The sequence below is a fragment of the Mycobacterium simiae genome, from assembly GCF_008370645.1.
Lineage (GTDB): Bacteria > Actinomycetota > Actinomycetes > Mycobacteriales > Mycobacteriaceae > Mycobacterium > Mycobacterium simiae_A.
In genome coordinates this window covers 1-301 of the sequence record NZ_VTZN01000619.1, presented here as the reverse complement: position 1 = coordinate 301, position 301 = coordinate 1, and the positions used below count along the sequence as shown (strand labels likewise).

Annotated in this window: 1 protein-coding gene; it reads right to left on the bottom strand. The window is 67.8% G+C overall.

Translation table 11 applies throughout. The annotated features are described in order from the left end of the window. On the bottom strand, window positions 1–301 hold a 301-nt coding region (locus F0Q45_RS27135), incomplete at both ends, for a beta-ketoacyl synthase N-terminal-like domain-containing protein (RefSeq protein WP_149656714.1).

The following is a 301-nucleotide window of genomic DNA, read 5'->3' as shown; positions in this document are numbered from 1 at the left end:
GCCGTCGGCGGCGGCGGAGAATGCTTTGCAGCGCCCGTCGGCGGCCAGCCCGCGTTGGCGGGCGAATTCGGTGAAAGGTCCGGGTGTGGTCATGATGGTGACGCCGCCGGCTAGGGCCAGTGTTGATTCGCCGCTGCGCAGCGACTGGCAGGCTAAGTGGGTGGCTACCAGCGAGGATGAGCAGGCGGTGTCCACGGTGATCGCCGGACCCTGCAACCCCAGCAGATACGCCACCCGACCCGACGCGACGCTGGTTGCGTTGCCCGTGAACCCGTAACCCTCGGCGGCGTCAGAACTTTCA